This window comes from Kineothrix sp. IPX-CK, from assembly GCF_039134705.1.
Classification (GTDB): domain Bacteria; phylum Bacillota; class Clostridia; order Lachnospirales; family Lachnospiraceae; genus Kineothrix; species Kineothrix sedimenti.
The window spans coordinates 2,939,529-2,958,484 of record NZ_CP146256.1 but is presented as its reverse complement, the minus strand read 5'-3'; the positions used below and the strand labels follow the sequence as shown (position 1 = coordinate 2,958,484).

Here is an 18,956-nt window from a genome sequence, read left to right as displayed (position 1 = left end):
AATTAGTTACATCCATGAGATAATGCCTCCAAAGAATCAAGGAGGTCTATTGAATGGACAAGATCACTCACAAGATGAGATTGGCCCGTTGGAGCAAGCTCATCCAGAAATGTAATGTAAGCGGATTATCAAAAAAACAGTGGTGCGAACAAAATCAGGTCGACGAGAAACAGTTTTACTACTGGCAGCGTAGGGTTCGGGAAGAGGCCTATACCATACAGGCAAGTATGGCTCCCACGGATCTCTCAACTGGTTTTGTTGAAGTTCCTAACGTAATTAAGACTGCGGAACCAAAATACGAATGCGGAAGTTCTTCCGCTACCATCCATGTAAATGGATGTATGATTGAAATTGCAGATTCTGCATCGGATGCATTTCTCCGCCGGTTGATAGGAGCACTATCTTATGTTCAATGATTCATCTGGATTTCGGAAGATATATCTTGCCACCGGCTACACGGACTTACGACGTGGAATTGACGGGTTAGCATCCATTGTAAAATATAATTTCAATCTTGATCCGTTCCAGAAGAATATTTTGTTTCTTTTTTGCGGCAAACGGACAGACCGTGTGAAAGGACTTCTTTGGGAAGGTGATGGTTTCCTGCTACTATATAAGCGACTTGAAATTGGAGGCTTCAACTGGCCTCGTACTACCGAAGAAGCACTGGAGATTACGCAGGAACAGTACCAACGGTTAATGGAAGGTATCGAAGTCATTGCAAAGAAACCGATCCAGGAAGTTGATCGTACAGATCTACTCTGATTTTGTGCATTTCGTAGAAATTGAAAATGTTAAATCTGACAGGATTCGCCGCATCCGGATAGTTATCCACCAGAACAAGCTAGTAAAGTGAATTAGTTCTCCCTGCAAAACCCGGAAAACTAATTCAAGTGGATAAAACTTTGAAAAACCAAGAAAACCAGCCATTTCTTAGAGGTTTCAGAGTAGTTATACACCGTCAAAATGCCGATGACCCGAATTACCCGGATTCGCTTTTTCCCTGCATTTATCGTATAATAGATGACAGTTAAAGGAGCGGCGAAATGGCTAAAAAATACACGGTTGATGAACTGAATGGCTTAAGCAAAGAGAGCATGATGGTTGTCATCCTGTCCATGCAGGAACAATTAGAGCAGCTGAACCAGAACATGGAACGTCTCATCGAGCAGATTGCAGTTGCAAACAATCAGCGGTATGGCCGCTCTTCGGAAAAGCTTGAGGTAATGGATGGGCAGCTGAATCTTGACTTCATATTTAATGAGGCAGAAGCACTCACGGAAACCCTCTATGTGGTTGAACCGGCTGAAGATGATGTACTTCCTGCAAAGAAGAAAAAGCAGGTCGGAAAACGAGATAAGGATTTAGCAGGCCTTCCAGTTGTCGAAATCCCTCATGTATTATCCGAGGAAGAACTGACAGAAATCTTTGGAGTGAACGGATGGAAACAATTGCCTGACGAAGTATATAAAAGAGTCAAGGTGGAACCAGCTGTCTATACCGTAGAAGAGCATCACGTGGCAGTCTATGCAGGCAGGGACAATCAAACGATTGTAAAAGCAGACCGTCCAAAGAGCCTTCTTCGAAACAGTATTGCAACACCATCACTTGTTGCGAGTATCTATAATGCAAAGTACGTAAACGGAATGCCGTTGGAACGTATCAATAAAGAGTATTTACGAAACGATATCCATATATCCAAGCAGGTCCTGGCAAACTGGGTAATCCAATGTGCGGAACGTTATCTGGGGATCATGTTCGATTATCTGCAGAAGGAGCTGCTTACATTCCGCATTCTTCAGGCAGATGAAACACCAGTATTCGTAACAAAGGATGGACGTCCTGCGAATAGCAAGAGTTACATGTGGGTATACCGCACAGGAAAGGGTTATAAGGATACTCCTATCATTCTTTACGAGTATCAAAAGACTCGAAAGACGGAGCACCCGCAAGAGTTCTTAAAGAACTTTCATGGAACCTTAGTGACCGATGCATACGCTGTATATGATTCACTAGATCGAAAGAATCCGGATATCATATTTGCAGGATGCTGGGCTCACGGCAGGCGGCGATTTGCCGAAGCAATCAAAGCGATTCCCAAGAATAGACGGGAATCCGCACAGGATACGGTCGCATATCAGGCATTGAAGCAGATCGCAGCCATATATCATCTGGATAATGGATTATCCGGGCTATCTCCTGAGCGAAGAAGGCAGGAGAGACAGCTCACCGTAAAGCCACTGGTAGAGGCCTTCTTCGCATGGGCAAAAGATGTTCAAATGAGTAACCGCCTATCAAAAGGCAAAACATTGGAAGGCATCAGCTACTGTATCAATCATGAAAAGAATCTTAAAGTGTTCCTGGATGACGGGGATGTACCTCTGGATAACAATGCAACAGAGTCAGCACTTCGCACCTTCTGTGTCCATAAACATACCTGGCGCTTAATCGATACGATTGACGGAGCAAAGGCTAGTGCCATAGCCTACAGCATTACTGAAACAGCCAAGGCAAACAATCTGAATCCATTCCGCTATCTGGAGTTTTTACTCACAGAATTGATGGAACATCAAGAAGATACCGATCAGGATTTCCTGAAAGATCTACTTCCCTGGTCAGATAAAATCCCGGAGAACTGCCGGATAAAAACAAAAGATTAATCCAGGCCGCCAAAATGGCGGTCAAAATTCAAGGCGGTACTCATGGTTTACCGTATACTAACAAAAGGAGGTCCCACATGAATAAACAACCCGAAAAAGCCCTATTAAACTTAGAAGAATTCTGCTCATATCTAGGCATAGGCAAAACCAAAGCAAGAGAATTATTGAAAGACCCATCAAGCACATATACCTTTAAAATCGGCAACCGATATTACGCCAACAAGAGGAGATTAGATCAATGGCTTGATCGATACAGCGGGAATTAGCTTATGATGATTTTAGCGATAATCCTTGAAACGGTAATTCAACAGACGGTGTCTGTTATATTAAGCAAGTTTATGGCAACTACAGATAAAAAATTAAATAATATAATCCAACCAGCCTGTTTTATAGTATAATAAGTCCATATATTGCTATGTACTTACGATTCCTATAACGCAGGTTGTTTTCGTTTACGAAAGGAGCCTGTTTATGGGAAAAGATTTAAGTAGCAAAGAACTGGGCACAGGAATTATGCAGAGAAAAGATGGAAGATATGTTGGACGATTTACCAATCGTTTTGGTCAGCGGCAGGAAGTAAAGAGCCGTGATCTTAAGGAACTGAAGACGTTATTAAACACAGCAATTTATGAAGATACGAATCATATGAATCTGTGTAAAACGTCAATTACCTTAGACAAATGGTTCAAAACATGGATGGAGCACTACAAGGAAAATACCATTTGTGCCAATACCAAACGACGTTATATGGAAATCTATCGGATGCACATTTCACCAGTTCTTGGAAAAATGAAACTGCTGGACATTACACAATTACAGATTTTGCAGCTCCTAAAAAAGATGGATGCAAAGGGATTACAGTTTGAGAGTCGGAATAAGGTTCGTATTTTGCTTCAGGATATGTTTGATAAAGCTATGATTAATGACATGCTTTACAAGAATCCAGCAAAAGGAATCAAATTAGGCGCTCATGATAAGAAAGAACCAAGAGTACTTACACCAGAAGAACAGGCAAGTTTTTTTGAATGTTCCAAGGGCACCTTTTATGACAATCTTTTTGTGGTTGCCGTATCTACAGGTCTAAGACCTGGCGAGGTATGTGCCTTAACCCTGAAGGATATTGATTTTAAAGATTCTCTTATCCGCGTAAATAAGACCCTTGTTTATCAGACCTTTGAAGGAGACGAGAAAAAGACATTTCATTTTGATGATCCAAAAACCAAATCAAGCAAAAGAGAAATTCCGATGAATCAGCAATGTGCATTGGCATTTAAGAAACAGCTCATGCAACGAAACGTTGTCATGGGAAGAATGACTGCCAAGCCAATTGCAGGATTTGAAGAACTCTTATTCACCACCAAATTTGGAACACCAATTAATACACAGACCTATTCCGATGCCATTAAGGCAGTTTTGGAAAACGTGAACCTATGCAGGGATGAACTGGAGAAAATTGAATATTTTAGTCCCCATTGTTTCAGACATACTTTTGCGACCAGATGTTTTGAAGCAGGGATCAAGTCAAAAACAGTGCAACAGTATCTGGGGCATGCCACGTTACAGATGACCATGGACTTATACACTCATGTATTAAAGGAACATTCGCAGGAAGAGATGACTAAGTTAGAAAAGGTTCTGGACAATACACTGGATGTTTCAGATTCCACAATTCAGGAACGATTTGATAAGTTTAATCATACGTTTCAAAAGTCAGCGAAAGATATAGAAAAAGACGTAAATGCAAACGAAATCGAAGATACTACCAAGCATACAAGTAAAAGAAAGAAGAACATCGTCTATCTGGCTTCCGTAGGTACCTGAGAGAGCCAAAAGCTCTTTAAGAAAATGCTCAAAAATCTTCAGGTGCCAAAATTGGAGTCAAATTCAACGAAATTGGTGTTGGTGGTCTAAGAACCTAGATTCTATAAGCCCTCACGAGTTAATAAGAACAAATGTTTGCACGTCTTACTATGTGTATCAGGTGACCCCTTATGAGTTGTAGTGGGAGTGTGGAAGAATGGCATATTCATAGGTGTTTGCGGGGTTTGAGAGGAAAATAAAAATCTATGTAAATCCATGTTATTTGATGCGAAAATGGTGTAGTAATGGTGTAGTAAATGGTGTAGTAAAAATTCAAATGGTGTAGTAGTCTTGATACAGTGATGAGAGCGAGGAGAGCATACGACTTCCGGTTACTTGAAATAGGTGGTCAGATTTACCCAGTTGTCACTCCATGATTTTGCTATTTTGGGGTATTTCCCGCTCCATTTTCCATCAAAGGAAACGTCTACACAAGCGATCAGGACATCCTTTATTCCATTCAGATCAATCCCGATGGTACTGTCGGATATATCCATATTGTACAGTTCTCGCATATGACTTTCAATGTCATTGGTAATCATGCCCTTTGCGTACATAGAGATGATTTTTTCTTCCATTTTCCTTGCCATAATAAACCTCCAAACTGAGTATTTTTATCTTACATCAGTTTGGAGGTTTATACAAACTTTGGGATACTCCCTTTTATATTTTTTGCACGCCGCGATCCTTTCATATAGTAAAAACAATTTTTATTAGAATTGTATTAGTTGAGTAATGTACTGGCGGCGCTTTTTCCAATTTCATTAATTACAATGGAGTGAAGTTTCCTTTCCGACCATTGCGGGTTCTTCCTGTTTGGATTGTGTGTTTAACACCTTTTCAGCTTTCCTATCACGCTGTGGCTTATTATAACACTCGTTTATGATTGAAATCGTAATATTCCCTTCACTTTGGGTTGTATAGGATAAGTAAAGAAATGCATAATTTGTTTGGTTTAGTCACTGATGGGTTGGGAGACGGATATATATTGAACAAGATTACAACAGAAAAAACATGTAGAAAAAGAAGGCTAACTGCTTTCGAATGATTTTCAATTAGGTTTTCTCCATAAGTATTTTGCTTAATTATACTTTGGCAAGTAGCAAGTTGCTGTAAGTTTATCAATATTTTGAGATATCCTATCAAAAACATGTGTCTGTTATATGATAAATCATCGAAAGGGGATTATATAAACAAATAAATATCAAATTTTTTTGTTTTTTTACAAAAAATGCCAAATAATTTCATAAACATTGTAATTTGAAAGCCGCTATGATAATATTTTAACGAACAAATATTATACAAGAGAGGATTATTATGAAAAGTATTAAATCAAAAATGATAGTTTCAATTACAGCTTTAGTAATAGGAATTATTGTAGCAATGACTTTGGTAACGAAATTTTATTCGACCCAGGCACTAAATGATACCACGAATTCCATGTTAGTTTCTTTAGCTGATCGGTCTGCGGACTTAATAGCCAACAAGGTGGAGTCAAACCTGGAGTATGTTAGCGCAATTGCGTCTCGTTCTGAAATATTAAATAATAGTTTAACAATTGAGCGGAAACTAAAAAGTCTTGCAAATGTAATTGAAGAAAGAGACTATATCAAAATAGGCATTTCAGATATCAATGGACATATAATATTTAGTAATAGTACCAATGCAGACATATCTGAAAGGGATTATTTTAAATTGGCTGTTAATGGAACTGCGAATGTTTCAGATCCTTTGATGAGTTCAACAGAAGGTATTATCGTTGTCGTATATGCTGTTCCTATCATAAATGATGGAAAAGTAGTTGGTGTACTTACCGCGACCAAAGATAGTAATGAAATCAGTAATATGATTAATGAGATAACGGTTGGTCAATCGGGCAAAGCATTTATGCTTAATGCTGAAGGAGTAAAAATCGCTCATTATAATAATGAATTAGTTGAAAAAATGGACAATGATTTAGAAAACGTTAAAAATGACAGTGAATTGCTTGAGCTGGCCACACTGGAAGAAAAAATGATAAGGGGAGAGCAGGGAATTGGGGAGTACACTTATAACGGAGAGGATAAAGAATTGGCATATGCTCCTGTGAGCGGGACAAGCTGGTCTTTGGCAGTTAGTGTACTTAAAAGTGAGGTCTTATCACAGGTTGATCAATTGGTAAATATTCTGGTTACTCTGGCAGTAGTATCAATTATTGTTTCTGTTATTATAGTGTATGTAATAGCTAATCAATTTGCAAAGAATCTTCGTATGGTAACACAGTATATGATTCCAATGTCTGAGGGCGATTTTACGCAGGTAATTGAAGAAAATAAGCTAAAGACAAAGGATGAGATTGGACAAATGATGCGTGCCTTTAACACTATGCAGAATTCGTTAAGCGACATGTTTAAGCTGGTGGTTGATAATTCTGAGAAAGTTGATGAAAATGCGGAGAATTTATCTCAGGTTTCAGGTCAGATGAATGAAGCTGTGGGCATGGTGAACGATGCTATTCAAGACGTTGCACAAGGAAGCGCGGTACAAGCGGAGTCAATATCATCTATTGCAAGGGATATGAATACTTTTTCTGGAAATATGGAACAAATTGTGTTAGATATTAAGGATGTAAATACAAGTACTTACGGAATTAAGACCTTATCAGAAAATAGTAATCAAAACATGGAAAGCTTATCTGAGTCAGTGAAAAATACGAATAATACCTTCGGTATATTCCGTGATAGAATAATTATATTAGGTCAGAATTTAGAACAAATAAATGATATTACTAAATTAATTAATGGTATCTCGGAACAGACAAATCTCCTTTCACTTAATGCGACTATTGAAGCCGCCAGAGCAGGAGATGCGGGAAAGGGCTTTGCGGTGGTTGCTGATGAAATCAGAAAGCTTTCGGAACAGTCTAAAAATTCTGCGGAAAGAATTAACGATTTAATTAGCAAAATCAGTGCAGGGAATGTTGAAATCGAGGAATCTACTAAATTATTGGACAAAGAATTTATGGATCAGACAGACGTAATAGATATTACACTTGAATCATTCAATGAAATAGTTGTTTCTGTACAGAATATTCTTCCTAAGATTAAAAATGTTAATGATTCTGCAGAAAGAATTAACGAGAAAACAAATTCCATTATGGGAGAATTGGATCAGATTTCAGCAATTTCAGAGGAATCATCTGCGGCAACGGAAGAGATAAGTGCTTCGATGGAACAGTTGTTCAGTTCCTCTGAGCAAATAGCTGAATCAGCTTCTAATTTACGTGATCGCATGGAGGAAATGATAAAAGAAACAAGAAAGTTTAAGCTTTAAAATTGAGCATATAAGGCTGTGATAATTGTCGAAAACGGTATAAGATGATGTATGTAAAAGCGGACGCCGCACCTGTGGACAAGCCGACATGAGCAGCGGAATATTTAGGCAAGTCGGGCATTCTTTTCTATCCTCTATTCAAGGTTATGTCATTAGATGTAATTGGTAATCGTGGTTTTTTTTTACCCGCACAGGAAAGGCAACGCAATGCAGGTATACCCCGGGCGCTGCCTTTTTCTGTATCCGCGACCTTTTCAAGATCCATTGTGGAAGGTCCATTCTTCCTTTGTCCTGAAAACAACATTGTAGGAATGAAGAGCCGGAGAATAGATGGCATACATTTTTAAGTCGGAATTGCCGGTGTTAACTACATTATTCCAGGTACCAGCCGGAATAATTATTGCATGGCCTGCATACACATGTGTTTGAATATCAAGGCATTCTTCGCAGAAACCCATGATTACTAATGCTTCTCCCTGCTCAATGTAAAGAAATAACGTTGAATTATAATATACATCCAACCCGGTTTCTACGCCGACTGGTACGGACATATGCGCAAATTGAATAGTTCTGGTAGTCCATCTTGTGGCAAAGAAATGTGTGTTATTAAGAACTTCTTGTCTTAAATTAATTATGTAGGGAATTGAGCCCTCACCAAAAGTGTTTTGGCTATCGGGTGACTCACAGGTGTTAAAGTCCATGTAGTTACTCCTTGATAGATTTGATAATAGTATTATATGAGTCGGTTGCACTAAGTTATGTAGGTTATTGATAACTATGACAGGCATTATTTAGATATGTATATACCACACATGACCAAGTTGCAAAATCTGTCGAATTGAATAATATAGTATTGGGCTAATGATTATGCTTAATACAATAATTATTGTTTCATCATAAACCCCTCATACTATGGAGAAAGGCGGCGTAACGTTCCTTTATTGCGCTGCCTTTTTGTGCTGTTATAGATATTATTCTGCAGTCAATTAATCTTTTTATATAAATTTCGTTATATTATATTTACTATTGATAAAAATGAACGCATATTGGAATTATTGTTAACACATGTAGGGGAACGACGTTTACGGAAAACCAACATTTTACGATTTTTAGTGTTAGCAGTTTCCAATTAGAGTGGCTACTGTCTGTACTTGGCATCTATTAAATATAAAGAAAGAATTCAACGGGTATTTTGCCATAATAATATGGAAGAATACCTGATTTTTTTTATGCAAAAAACATGAAAAATAAAAATCGAATCGGGATGATTCTCACATAGTGAACAAAGAGTGTTATATAAATCCAAATAATGTTAGGTTGTTTGCCCAAAAGGACTGTGTTACATTATTTTAAGGATAAGAAACAAGAAGGGAACAAACAAAGCATGGTAAGAAAGAGCGGATTTTTTTATAATCTGAAAAAGTATAAATGCCAGTATATTATGATAATGTTTGGACTAGTGTGTCTGATATTATTTAATTATATTCCGATGATTGGCCTCCAGATTGCCTTTAGAGATTTTAGACCGGGAAATACTATCTGGAATGCTGCCTGGGTGGGGTTAGATAATTTTTGGTTTTTAAGGGACAATGAATTCTGGAGAGTGGTAAAAAATACTATGTTGCTGACCGTTTCCAGATTTGCAGTTACATTTCCTGCCCCTATTATTCTGGCACTGCTTATTAACGAGGTACGAAGCGTCTGGTTCAAACGGATTGTACAGTCAATAACTTATATTCCTCATTTTATTTCTTGGGTGGTGGTAGTATATATGCTAAATTCCTTTTTGTCCCCCTACGATGGACTGATTAATGAGCTTATAGTGAAACTGGGCGGCTCGCCGATTTATTTTATGGGAGAGAACAAATGGTTTGTCCCTATGGTCGTAATTGCCAGTGTATGGAAAGAAGTTGGCTGGGGGACTATCATCTATCTGGCAGCAATAACCGGGATTAGTCAGGAAATGTACGAAGCAGCCAAACTGGATGGAGCGGGAAGATGGAATCAGATGAGGTATATTACCCTGCCTTCCATTCGTCCGACCATTGTGCTTTTATTGATACTTGGAATTCCGGGTATTATCAATGCAGGTGTGGATGCGGTATATCCGCTGATGAATAATGCCAATCTGGAGGTGTCCACCGTGTTGGATACTTATGTATTGATGAACGGTCTGCAGCAAGGAAGATACAGCTTTGCTACCGCAGTGGGCATGGTATCTTCGGTAATCAGTTTTCTGCTTATTGTTACAGCAAATAAGATTGCTAATGCGGTCAACGGAGAAGGGCTTTGGTAGGGTAAAAAGGCTGAAAGGAGAATGACATAAAAATGAAGGCAGGCTTAGGAGAAAGAATATTCAGAGTGTTTAATACGGCTTTTTTAGCGGTATTGTGCGTGATTACATTATACCCTCTATATTATATCATTGTGTATTCCCTGAACGAGGGATTGGATTCTTTGAAAGGCGGCTTGTATTTGCTGCCCAGAATATTTACAACATTCAATTATGAATATGTGCTGGGAAACGGAGTGATACAGCGTGCGTATCTAATTACGATAGGGCGTACCGTTTTGGGTACTTTACTGGGATTGGTGGTAACAGGTATTACCGCATATGGTTTTTCCTTTAAAGAATTGCCCTACCGGAAGAAATTAATGTACTTGATTTTAATTCCTATGCTGTTTAACGGAGGGATCATCCCATACTATATTCAATTGTCCCGATTGAGATTGGTGGATACCTTCTGGGTATATGTGATTCCCAATATGTTTAATATTTGGAATATGTTTGTTATGATGAAATTCTTTTCGGAAATTCCGACAAGCCTTAGGGAAGCAGCATTAATGGACGGGGCGGGAGAAGTCAAAATATTTTTAAAGCTCATACTTCCTCTTTCCAAGCCTGTACTGGCAGCGATAGGTTTGTTTATCGCAGTATATCATTGGAATGACTGGTATTCGGGAGCGTTTTATGTGAATTCAACCGGACTGCTTCCGGTACAGACCTACCTTCAACGGTTGTTCGAAGCGGATAATCTTGGGCTGATGTCCAGTAACAATGCTATTGTTGCGGAGGCGGCGGTCAGAGCTTCTCAGACATCCAAGATGACAGCTACTTCTGTGAAAATGGCGGCGGTAATCATCGGTACGGTACCCATACTGTGTGTTTATCCGTTTGTTCAAAAACACTTTGTGAAGGGTATGATGATTGGATCTGTAAAGGAGTAAAAAACACCGCAAACCGGTGTATAAATATAAAGGAGGATACTATGAAACAAAAAAAGGGTTTAGCATTATTGCTTGTGTTAGTTATGCTGCTGTCTCTTACGGCATGTGCCGGAAACGGCGGGGAAGCACAAACAGAAAGTACCGTGGGGGAAACAAATGCGGCCGGAGACGCTTCCGGAACCGAAACGGCAGAAGGATTCTATGTGCCTGAGAGCGAGGGCGGTAAGACTACGGACCAGTTTACCATACTGGCCGGATGGACTTCCGAAAGTCCGAATAACACCAAGGTTCAGCAGGTCATGAAAGATGAGCTGGGAATTGATTATCAGGTTGAGTATATGCAGAGCAATGATTACATGACCACACTCAACTTGAAGCTCAGCAGCGGAGCCAATCTTCCGGATATTATGATTTTTCCATATGATAAATCCGTAGAGAGCGCTTTGACTACGGCAGACCGAGTCATGAATCTGAATGATATCTACACGAATGAAAAGCTGAATAATATTCCTAATATTGATTCCCAGGTGCAGGATTACATAAAGACCAGTTCCGGTGATTTATGGTGGATTCCCGGATATTATGCTTTAGAGTATGATGAGCCTTGGGGAGGCTGGACGGTAGATGCATGGTGGGTCAGGATAGATCTTCTGAAACAGGCGGGTAAAACCAAGGAGGATTTGAAAACGATAGAAGGAATGGAGGAAACATTGCGTGCCTTTGCTAAATTAAAGAATGAAAACGGCAGCAACATTATTCCGTTATCCTTTGCCCAGTCCTATGGACAGAGCAAGAGCCAGAGTCCGGAAGAGAGAATCATTCTGTCTACTTTTGGCGTAGATACTGCTAATGGTGTCAGCGGAATGCCGGCGGTCATGGATAACAATGGAGAAAAGGTATTTTTATATGATAATCCCAACTATAAAGAAGCATATTTCTGGATGAATAAAATGTATCGGGAAGGCCTGATAGATATGGAGACCACCACGATGTCTCAGGAAAGATTTAAAGAGAAAATCACAAGCGGACAGATTGGTATGTTTACAACAGATTTATGGGTATCGGGGCTGAATGAAACCTGGAAGAATTATGACAGCGGCGATGACAGCGTAACCTTCTATTATGAGCCGGTTGCCAATCCGGAGGTGGAAGGAGTGGAAAAAGCTTATACCTCCTATGTCAATCCCAATCCGGGATATATGGTGTATATTAATAAGGACACCGCTCATTTGAACGCAGTACTGAATTTTTTGGAATGGGTCAATGAACCAAGCCCTTATATAGGACAGGAAGTGAATGAAGGTCCCAGAGGCGTTTTATGGGACTTTGTGGATGAGGATGCGGGCACTTGGGATTTCGAGGCGAGTTATAAGGTGGAAAGAGATTCCGGCGACAGTGCAAGAGTCGCGGCTTGTACTCATCAGCTTTGGCAGTTTGCCAGCTACAGCAATCAATGGTATGCATGGTGGAATCAGAATACCGGCGGCAATAAGGCGGGGGCGAATCTGGTGTCTCAGTGGTGCAAATACATTAGCGGCGATATTGTAAATCACCGAGCCATCAACGATATGGATTCCGTAAAGGCCGATGTGGACAGTGTAATTGCAAAAAGTCTGGAATCCCTTCATAATGTTGTAGATGAGTATACGGCCAAGCTTATTATGGCGGATTCGGATGACAAGTTCCAAGAGGTATACGATGAATTTAAGGAACAGCTTGAGTTAAGGGCTAACTGGTCCCAGATGAAAGCGGAATGGATGACCTTATATCAGGAACAGAGTCAAAACTAGTTTCTCCCTGAATTTATGCTCTGATAAAGTTTCCCGTACCGTTTGGTATGGGGAACTTTTGGTGCTGTTATCGTTGATTTCTCAGAGGGGGATTTCAAAGGAATGATGAAAAAGCTGCTTTTCCATATAAAAAACTCAATTAAAATAAAAATTATTTTGATTTACATAGCATCCTTGATTATTGTATATTTAGTGACTTGGATGGTGCTGTCCGCATTTCTCTTCCGTTCTCTGGAAGATGAAAGAGTACAGAATATGAGGTCCAATTCCGAGAAAATAGTGGAGGATGTTCAGGTGATAAAGGAGAATTACGGAAATATCCTATATCGATTAAGCAATAACCATATTATTTACAAATCCTTATCTAATCGGTGCAAACAATATGAGCAGGTATGGGAGGCACTGACCAGCATAAAATATACGCTCAGCGAGGACATGGCGCGTTCCTCCATTATTAAGCGGCTGGAAGTGTATCAGCAGGGAAGCGATATTGGGGAGGACGGAAAATATGTTTTTAATGACAGATTCGACAGCGCTGTGCTTGAGAATACCGGCTGGATTACAGAATTGGATGACAAAACAGCCTTGCTGTGCAGATATCAGAAAATATCCGCTCTTTATAATAATGTGGAGGCGTATATAAGAATAGGCATAGACAGTCAGGAAGCATTTGGACCGGTAACCGAAATCAAAGGAGATATTGCCGGTCTTGTCTATCTCACAGATGAAGAAAATGTAATAATAGCTTCTTCCGAAACCGATGCAGTGGGAAAGCACATGAGTAATATTTTGCCGGATACCCGTTTGGATTATGAGGAAGGAAGTATCGCGGAGCAAAATAATATTATGGTTATGAAGAACTCTGTGGATGAAAAGTGGAATGTTTGGGTTTTCATATCCTCCAGCCATTTTGAGAATCAGGTAAAGCATGCAAAGCTTGTGGTAGGGCTTATCCTTTTAAGCTATGGAATATTTTCGGGAATGGCTCTTAGTATTTTGCTGAACCATGTATTTAAACGGCTGCATAAGCTGGGAGAGAAAATGGAGCAGATTCAGGGAGATATCAGCTATATTGCCGTTCATGAAACAGGGGATGAGGTCGCCGTATTGGAAGCGCAGTACAATAGTATGCTGAAAAAACTGGAAAACGTAATTGATGAAATGGCGGAGGTCAAGAGCCAAAAGCAAAAGTTCGAATTTAAGAGTCTGGAATCCCAAATCAATCCCCATTTCCTGTATAATACACTTGGGGTAATGCGATGGGAAGCATTGGAATCCCAAAATCCCAAGCTAGTCACTATGCTTGATGATTTAACTGCTTTTTACAGGCTGTCTCTGAATAAGGGACGGGGCCTGCTGAGCGTAGAACAGGAATTAAATCTGGTAAGGGCGTATATTAATATTCAGCAAATGCGCTGGGATCATGTGGTTGAAGTTAAGCTTACTATGGACTCTGAATTGAAGGATATTACCGTTCCGAAAATGATTTTGCAGCCTTTAGTAGAAAACATATGGCTCCATGGAAATATAACGGCTCCGGGGAACCGGAAAGTTGAAATTAATGCGAAGGATTGCGGCATAAATGTAGAATTTAAAATTTGGGATAACGGAGATGGGATTCCGGAGGAAGTGCTTCAAAAGTTCAGAATGAACAGGGAGACGGATGGAGACTCCTTTGGTATCGGAATACAATTTATCGGCAATATATTGAATTATTATTACGGAAATCATTTTGTTTATGAGATAACGAGCAATAGGCAATCGGGAACCTTGATTCGTATCCGACTGCCTAAAGAAATGGGGGGAATGAAATGAAGGTTATGGTTATTGATGACGAACCGGTTCACGTGCGGGGAATTATGAAATATGTAAACTGGAGTAAGCTGGGCGTCGATCAGGTAGTCGGAGCATACAGCGTAAAGGAGGCTCTTAGGAAATTCAGGGAAGAGGTTTTTGAGTTGGTCATTACAGATATCAATATGCCTGAAATCAACGGCTTGGAACTGATTCAGAGAATATATTTGCGGGGAAAACGGCCGGATATCATCATTGTCAGCGGGTATAACGAATTTGCATATGCTCAGGAAGCCATACGTCTGGGCGTCAGTGCCTATATCCTGAAGCCGGTCAAACCGGAAGAGATTGAGGAAAATATTCGGATACTGAGTGAGAAGAGAAAATGGGAAACAGAAAAGCAAGATGAGGAAGGCGCGGCACAGCTGCTGAACGAAATCTGGACGGGGAAAGAGACTGCATCCGATGTGGGCCGGGGAAAACAGATTCATCCGGCTATTCAGAGGGTAATGATTTATATCAGTAAAAATTATGCGGAGGAAATTACCCTTTGCGAAATTGCGGAGCAGTTTAAAATGAATGAGAGTTATTTAAGCACACTTTTTAAAAAAGAAATTGGCATTACAATTACCAATTATCTTAAGCGTTATCGCCTGCATCGGGCTATGGAGCTGTTAAAGCACTCGGAACTAAGAATCAATGAAATCGCCTACCGGGTAGGTTATCAGAATCCATGCTACTTTACGGAGCAGTTTAAAAATTTATTTGATATTACACCAAGCGAAATAAGAAAGAATTTTACAACGGTATAATCCCCATACTGTCAATGGACGGAGGAATGAAAATGAAGAAAATAGATTTGAAGGGAGTTTGGAACTTCTGCCTCGATAAAGAGAAAGAGGGAATTAAAAAGCAGTATTATAACAGAACGCTCGAGGATATCATCGACCTTCCGGCTACCGTATCGACGGCAGGGAAAGGAACGCCTTCCGGAGAAGAGAATACAGGGCATTTAACCGATCCATGGTTGTTTGAGGGATATACGTGGTATTCCAGAGAGGTGGACTTTTCAGAGGCAGAGGGAAAAGAATTCTTTCTTGTATTGGAGCGGACCAGAATATCTCATGTGTGGATAGACGAAGATTATGTGGGAAGCGCAGATAGTCTGTGTACCTCACATCGGTACCGAGTCACGCCTTATGGGAAGACTTGCAGAAAAATCACCATTATGATTGATAATACGTCCTATCCGGTAACGGGAGGACATATGACCTCACCGGATACTCAGAGCAACTGGAATGGAATTACCGGAGGAATCTATATAGAAGAATACGGCCATAGCTATCTGGACAAGGTCAGAATATATCCAAACGGGGCAGGGCGGTATATCGACGTGCGACTGGAGCTGGAAGGTACAAAAGAGGAGGATTTAACCATTTTTGTATCCGGCGGCGACCATACCTATCCGACGGTTCGGCATACGTTATATCGGGGCGAGAACCGGTTTCGCTATTCGTTGGAGGAGACGGCGCAGCTGTGGAGTGAGCATACCCCCAACCTATATCGGCTGCATATGGAATTGTCACAGGCGGCCGGCGCAGAAGACCGGGAGCTTTATTCTTATGTCTATTCCTTTGGATTGAGGGATTTTGAGGCGGCGGGAAATTATTTTGAAATAAATGGTATGCGGACCTTTCTCAGAGGAAAGCATGACGGCATGATTTTCCCCTTGACCGGACATGCGCCTGCCGATGTGTCAAGCTGGCTCAAAGTGCTTGAAACAGCGAAACAGTACGGCATTAACCATTACCGGTTTCATACATGCTGTCCTCCGGAGGCGGCTTTTACGGCTGCGGATATGCTAGGCATATATATGGAACCGGAGCTGCCTTTCTGGGGGACGGTTACGGAGCCGGGAGAAGAAAGCCACGACGAGAGAGGGCAGAAGTATTTGATGGAAGAGGGCTTTCGTATTCTGGATGAGTTCGGAAACCATCCCTCCTTTGTTATGATGTCTTTGGGGAATGAATTATGGGGCAGTAAGAGCAGATTGAATAGAATATTGGGAGATTATAAGAAATATGATTCCAGACATTTGTATACTCAAGGCTCCAATAATTTCCAGTTTATGCCCTGCATATTGGAAAATGAAGATTTCTTTTGCGGAGTACGCTTTTCTAAAACACGGCTGTTCAGAGGTTCTTATGCCATGTGCGATGCACCTCAGGGGCATATTCAGACGATGCCTCCGGATACGGTATATGATTATGATTCGGTAATACGCCCGCCTGAAATAGAACAAGGGGACGGAGGGGAGAACTATGTGACCATTCAGTTCGGAACCGGAATAAAGACGGTAAAAATGGAAGAAGAGAAAGAGCTGATTCCCCGGGTTCCGGTGGTATCCCATGAAATAGGACAGTATGCTATGTATCCGGATTTTTCGGAAATCGACCGGTATACCGGTGTCCTAAAGGCAAGAAATCTGGAAGTGTTTAAAAGGAATATGGAGAAAAAAGGAATGCTTCCTATGGCCGAACGTTTTTTCCGGGCTTCGGGAAGATTTGCGGCAGATTGCTATAAGCTGGAGCTGGAGACGGCACTTCGCAGTAAGGAACTGGCAGGATTTCAGATTTTGGATCTTCAGGATTTTACTGGTCAGGGAACAGCGTGCATCGGTATCTTGAATGCTTTTATGGAGAGTAAAGGAATCATCACACCTAAAGAGTGGCGGCAATTCTGCTCGGAGCGGGTAATTCTGGCCATGCTGCCGGGACTGGTATATGAAGGGGGCGAGCAGATTGATTTAGGGATAACGCTAGCGATATTTCATCCACAGCCGGTTGTGGACCCTCAGGTGGAGCTTTGCATTTACAAAGAAGAAAAAAGCCTTGTCTCACGGAAAGAGGTCTCGTGGGGCGAATTTTTAAACGGAGTGTATGAGCTGGGCCGCATGACTGTTACCTTGCCGGAACTTGCGCAGCCGGAGAAATGGTCGATTCATATACGGCTGGCGGGAACAGAGATTGAGAACCGGTATGATATATGGGTCTACCCCAAGGAAGTACCGGCGCTTTCCGATAAAAAAGGGGATTCGGCTGTCATCGTTACAGGGAGTACAGAGGAAGCAAAACAGTATTTTGAGCAGGGACGAAAGGTTCTTTTATATCCGGAACATCTGGACGATACTAATTCCGTGTCCGGCACCTATTGCACAGATTTTTGGTGTTATCCGATGTTCCGCTCCATATCGGAAAGCATGGGCAAGCCGTTACCCGTTGGAACACATGGCCTTTATATCGAGAAAGACCATAAGGTATTTCAGTATTTTCCTACGGAATTCTATACAACGCCCCAATGGTATGACATGGTGTCTCATTCCCGGGCGCTGATACTGGATGCCAGTCCCGTGGAACCGATTGTGTGGACCATTGATAATTCCACAAGAAACCACAAGCTGGGCAATATGTTTGAACGGAAGGCAGGAGAGGGAAGACTGTTCGTATGTACCTGGGATTTGCGCAGGCAAAGAGACAGTGCTCCTGCCAGATGGCTGGAATACAGTATTATGAACTATATGGCAGGTACTGATTAATTTTCGAAGAAAGTGAGTGAAAATCCCGTGCAGATATCAGCAGGAGGTATGCATATGGCTATCAGAGAGATTAGAATGTTTGATGATTAATTTTACACAAAATAAGCAAACCGGTTGATAAGGTCGATGATCATATCAGAGAAATCCTTAATGATATGGCGGAGACAATGTATAGTACAGAAAATGGAGGCGGATTAGCCGCGTGTCAAGTTGGAATATTGCGTCGTTTAGTTGTTGCTAATATGGGACAGGGGTTATTAAAGTTGATAAATCCTCAAATTGTTGAATCCGAAGGAGAAGAACTTGTTATTGAGGGCTGCCTAAGCTATCCTGGTATATGGGGCAAAGTGTCTTTGTCATGAAACTGACCATTTAGATGGGATATTGTTTAGGGATAAAATAATTGAGTATGTGGATTATGTACCGGGAGATTAATCTTCTCCCGGTCTGTCTTTTTGAAGGGATTCGGGCCCTGGCAATGGTTCGGCAGGATAACCGTTGTTTTGCAGATCGGTTGTTAAAGATCCTGGGTTTTTAATATTTTGTTTGGATGGTGTGGCCTCCCAGATGCCGTGAGGTATGGTAGAGATGGATTTATCTTTATCAGTTGCTTTCATTTGAGTGACCTCCTGTTTTCTTGTTAGTATGTGCGGGAAAAGAAAAATTATGAGCATTTGAAACCCGTTATTATCCGCAACAAAAATATCAGGAAATTAA

The 18,956-nt window shown here is 40.9% G+C and carries 15 protein-coding genes and 1 pseudogene; 13 read left to right on the top strand and 3 right to left on the bottom strand.

From position 1 onward, the window contains the following. Nucleotides 1–53: 53 nt before the first annotated feature. From tnpA to V6984_RS14170, 5 genes are all read left to right on the top strand, one after another. On the top strand, nucleotides 54–416 hold the full coding sequence (tnpA, locus tag V6984_RS14190) for an IS66 family insertion sequence element accessory protein TnpA (RefSeq protein WP_342756270.1): 363 nt from the start codon (nucleotides 54–56) through the stop codon (nucleotides 414–416). Beyond that, on the top strand, nucleotides 406–765 hold the full coding sequence (gene tnpB / locus V6984_RS14185; RefSeq protein ID WP_342756269.1) for an IS66 family insertion sequence element accessory protein TnpB: 360 nt from the start codon (nucleotides 406–408) through the stop codon (nucleotides 763–765). The genes tnpA and tnpB overlap by 11 nt, the downstream gene beginning before the upstream one ends. Nucleotides 766–1,046: 281 nt before the next feature. Beyond that, complete coding sequence (gene tnpC / locus V6984_RS14180) at nucleotides 1,047–2,660, top strand: IS66 family transposase (protein ID WP_342756268.1); 1,614 nt, start codon at nucleotides 1,047–1,049, stop codon at nucleotides 2,658–2,660. 77 nt (nucleotides 2,661–2,737) lie between these two features. Further along, nucleotides 2,738–2,926, top strand: a complete 189-nt coding sequence (locus V6984_RS14175; protein WP_342756267.1) for a DNA-binding protein — start codon at nucleotides 2,738–2,740, stop codon at nucleotides 2,924–2,926. 205 nt (nucleotides 2,927–3,131) lie between these two features. After that, entirely contained in the window at nucleotides 3,132–4,481 is a 1,350-nt protein-coding gene (locus V6984_RS14170) for a tyrosine-type recombinase/integrase (RefSeq protein ID WP_342756266.1), read from the top strand. Nucleotides 4,482–4,855: 374 nt separating this feature from the next. Here V6984_RS14170 and V6984_RS14165 read toward each other — a convergent pair. Next, a pseudogene (locus V6984_RS14165) lies at nucleotides 4,856–5,110 on the bottom strand (transposase); the annotation flags it as partial. Nucleotides 5,111–5,837: 727 nt separating this feature from the next. Here V6984_RS14165 and V6984_RS14160 point away from each other — a divergent pair. Continuing rightward, nucleotides 5,838–7,832, top strand: a complete 1,995-nt coding sequence (locus V6984_RS14160; protein WP_342756264.1) for a methyl-accepting chemotaxis protein — start codon at nucleotides 5,838–5,840, stop codon at nucleotides 7,830–7,832. Between the two features lie 254 nt (nucleotides 7,833–8,086). Here V6984_RS14160 and V6984_RS14155 read toward each other — a convergent pair whose 3' ends face one another. Next, entirely contained in the window at nucleotides 8,087–8,533 is a 447-nt protein-coding gene (locus V6984_RS14155; protein WP_342756263.1) for a cupin domain-containing protein, read from the bottom strand. A gap of 746 nt (nucleotides 8,534–9,279) precedes the next feature. Between V6984_RS14155 and V6984_RS14150 the strand changes: the two genes are divergently transcribed. The 7 genes from V6984_RS14150 to V6984_RS14120 all read left to right on the top strand — a co-directional run bounded on the left by V6984_RS14150 (nucleotide 9,280) and on the right by V6984_RS14120 (nucleotide 18,601). Then, complete coding sequence (locus V6984_RS14150; RefSeq protein ID WP_342756262.1) at nucleotides 9,280–10,128, top strand: ABC transporter permease; 849 nt, start codon at nucleotides 9,280–9,282, stop codon at nucleotides 10,126–10,128. A 32-nt stretch (nucleotides 10,129–10,160) separates the two neighbouring features. Further along, nucleotides 10,161–11,060, top strand: coding sequence for a carbohydrate ABC transporter permease (locus V6984_RS14145; RefSeq protein ID WP_342756261.1), 900 nt, complete (start codon nucleotides 10,161–10,163; stop codon nucleotides 11,058–11,060). Between the two features lie 41 nt (nucleotides 11,061–11,101). Next, nucleotides 11,102–12,850 carry a hypothetical protein gene (locus tag V6984_RS14140; protein ID WP_342756260.1) on the top strand — a complete coding sequence of 583 codons (1,749 nt, stop codon included), beginning with the start codon at nucleotides 11,102–11,104 and terminating at the stop codon, nucleotides 12,848–12,850. Between the two features lie 102 nt (nucleotides 12,851–12,952). After that, the gene (locus V6984_RS14135; protein ID WP_342756259.1) at nucleotides 12,953–14,665 is read left to right on the top strand and encodes a sensor histidine kinase; all 1,713 of its coding nucleotides are present in this window, start codon (nucleotides 12,953–12,955) and stop codon (nucleotides 14,663–14,665) included. After that, complete coding sequence (locus V6984_RS14130; RefSeq protein ID WP_342756258.1) at nucleotides 14,662–15,456, top strand: response regulator transcription factor; 795 nt, start codon at nucleotides 14,662–14,664, stop codon at nucleotides 15,454–15,456. Before V6984_RS14135 ends, V6984_RS14130 begins: the two co-directional genes overlap by 4 nt. Nucleotides 15,457–15,488: 32 nt before the next feature. Then, nucleotides 15,489–18,239, top strand: coding sequence for a glycoside hydrolase family 2 TIM barrel-domain containing protein (locus V6984_RS14125; protein WP_342756257.1), 2,751 nt, complete (start codon nucleotides 15,489–15,491; stop codon nucleotides 18,237–18,239). A gap of 89 nt (nucleotides 18,240–18,328) precedes the next feature. Continuing rightward, nucleotides 18,329–18,601 carry a peptide deformylase gene (locus V6984_RS14120; protein ID WP_342760014.1) on the top strand — a complete coding sequence of 91 codons (273 nt, stop codon included), beginning with the start codon at nucleotides 18,329–18,331 and terminating at the stop codon, nucleotides 18,599–18,601. A 69-nt stretch (nucleotides 18,602–18,670) separates the two neighbouring features. On the opposite strand, the gene V6984_RS14115 is transcribed toward V6984_RS14120, so the two are convergent. Continuing rightward, nucleotides 18,671–18,856 carry a hypothetical protein gene (locus V6984_RS14115; protein WP_342756256.1) on the bottom strand — a complete coding sequence of 62 codons (186 nt, stop codon included), beginning with the start codon at nucleotides 18,854–18,856 and terminating at the stop codon, nucleotides 18,671–18,673. Between the last annotated feature and the right edge of the window lie 100 nt (nucleotides 18,857–18,956).